At 52.7% G+C, this 2,017-nt stretch carries 3 protein-coding genes; all 3 read left to right on the top strand.

Going from position 1 to position 2,017, the window contains the following annotated elements; all coding sequences use genetic code 11:
• Positions 1-447: hypothetical protein (locus KIB08_RS06905; protein ID WP_303991226.1), on the top strand; the 447-nt coding region annotated here is incomplete at its 5' end.
• A gap of 5 nt (positions 448-452) precedes the next feature.
• Positions 453-1,643: an efflux RND transporter periplasmic adaptor subunit gene (locus KIB08_RS06900; protein ID WP_303991224.1), complete on the top strand. Its 1,191-nt coding sequence runs from the start codon at positions 453-455 to the stop codon at positions 1,641-1,643.
• Between the two features lie 10 nt (positions 1,644-1,653).
• Positions 1,654-2,017, top strand: a 364-nt coding sequence (locus KIB08_RS06895) for an efflux RND transporter permease subunit (protein WP_303991222.1), incomplete at its 3' end; no start/stop codon positions are given.

Below are 2,017 nucleotides of genomic sequence, written 5' to 3'. Positions count from 1 at the left end.
GAACAATTCGCTTCAAAGGAAGAGTTAATTGAGACGATTTTTTTGGTGCGCATGGATCGCTGGGAAGAATACCACCACAAATTAATGGAGGATGCGGAAATCCCGGTGGAACGGTTTTTGCATGATTATTTTATTCCGTCGTCTAAAGATTACCCGATTATAACCAGTGAACTGCTGGGTTTACTGTTACGCCATTATCCGAATGTCAAAGAAAAATTGCTTGCGCGTTCGGAAAATGAATGGAAGTGTTTGGAAGCCTATCTCACGCGGCAAAACGAGGCAGGGAATATCACGACACCGGATGTTCAGGTGTTGATTTTTATCTTAAAATCGCTCATGGTGTTCGCGACGAGCAAGTATGTAGAAAATAATGATGCGAAACAATATATGAAGTCTCTGGAAGACAGTATCGCAGTCGTACTTACCGGCATTTTGCCGAAGAAATGAGGGACATGATGAAACGTAAGCATATTTGGATGGCGCTCGGCGCGGTAGTGATCCTGGCGTTACTTTTTTGGGGTTATGGCGCATACCAGAAAAAAGCGGCCGGCGCGGCAGCGCGACAACAGCCGCCGACGCTTGTGAATGCGTTCACCGCATTCCAGTCGGATACGCCGCTTTTGCAGCAATACAGCGGCCATGTGGAAGCCCAGCAAAAGGTGCCGGTACAGGCGCGCGTGACGGGCTATATTGTCGAAAAATATGTGCAGGGCGGGCAGCAGGTGACGGCAGGTCAGGCGCTCTACCGCATTGACGCTCGTCAATACCAATCCTCGTTGGCGGCGGCGCAGGCCAATACGGCGCAAGCCCGTGCGAACTATGAAAGCGCCGTGCAGGATCTGGAGCGGTACCGCACGTTGATTGCACAAGGCGCGATCTCCGATCAGCAATTTACGCGGCAACAGGCACTGGTAGAACAATATCGCGCTGTGGTGGAAGCCAACGAAGCGCAGGCCTCCATTGCCGGCGATAACGTCGCCGATACGGTGGTACGCGCGCCGTTCAGCGGCACGCTCGGGGTCGATGATTTACCGGTGGGGAATTTTGTTGCGGCAGGCCAAACGCCGTTGGTGACGATTTCATCCACGGATCCGATTTTCGTTACGTTTGATCTGACGGAAGCGGAGTATTTAAAAATGACGCAGCGGCAAAATTCGTCCGGCGCGTGGGGACAGGAATTGAAATTGCAGCTCGCTGACGGTTCGCAGTACGGTGAAACCGGTCAGGTGGTTGTAATCGATCAGGACATGTCGGGTGGCGGCGGTCAATTCACCGTCAAAGCAAGCTTTACGAATCCGCAACAAATACTGCGTCAGGGTATGTTTGTACAGGTTATTTCCGACACGGAAATCGCGCGCAACAGCATTTTGATTCCGGCGCAAGCGGTACAACCTTTATTGGACAAGAAAATCGTGACCGTGGTGGACGCGGAACATAAAGTGTCGCAACGCCCGGTGGAAGTGGGCGCGACGTACGGTCCGTATGTCGTCATTACCTCCGGTATTGTCGCCGGCGACACGGTAGTGGTCGAAGGACAAGCCAAGGTACGTAACGGTCAGACAGTCCAAGTGAAAATGCTCTCGCGCGATGAAGTAGAACATCCGCAGACGAGACAGGCAGCTCCTGCTGCCGGCAAGCAGTAAGGAGGAAATTGTGGCAAGATTCTTTATTGATCGACCGATTTTTGCCATCGTTATCGCCCTGGTCATCTCGATCGTCGGCGGTTTGGCGATGTTCGGTCTGCCGGTGGACCGGTATCCGGTCATTGCGCCGCCGAAAGTACAGGTCAGCGCGATGTATCCCGGCGCGAGCTCCGAGGTATTGAGCGAATCGGTAGCGGAAGCGATTGAAAAGCAAATTATCGGCGTGGATAATTTTGACAGCATGGTGTCGTCGAGTTCGTCTATCGGTATGTATTCATTATCCGTTCAATTTGAAACGGGTACGGACGCCGACTTCGCTTCTGTCCAGGTGCAAAACCGCGTGGCGCAGGCGGAAGCTATGTTGCCGGATATCG

Origin of the sequence: Negativicoccus succinicivorans (assembly GCF_018372215.1) — a bacterium.
Classification (GTDB): domain Bacteria; phylum Bacillota; class Negativicutes; order Veillonellales; family Negativicoccaceae; genus Negativicoccus.
Note: the sequence above shows the minus strand (reverse complement) of the source record. Positions and strands in the feature narration are given on the sequence as shown.

Excerpts from the sequence above, each read along its gene's own strand:
- KIB08_RS06900 (WP_303991224.1), top strand. The coding sequence starts at position 453 with ATGATGAAACGTAAGCATATTTGGATGGCGCTCGGCGCGGTAGTGATC.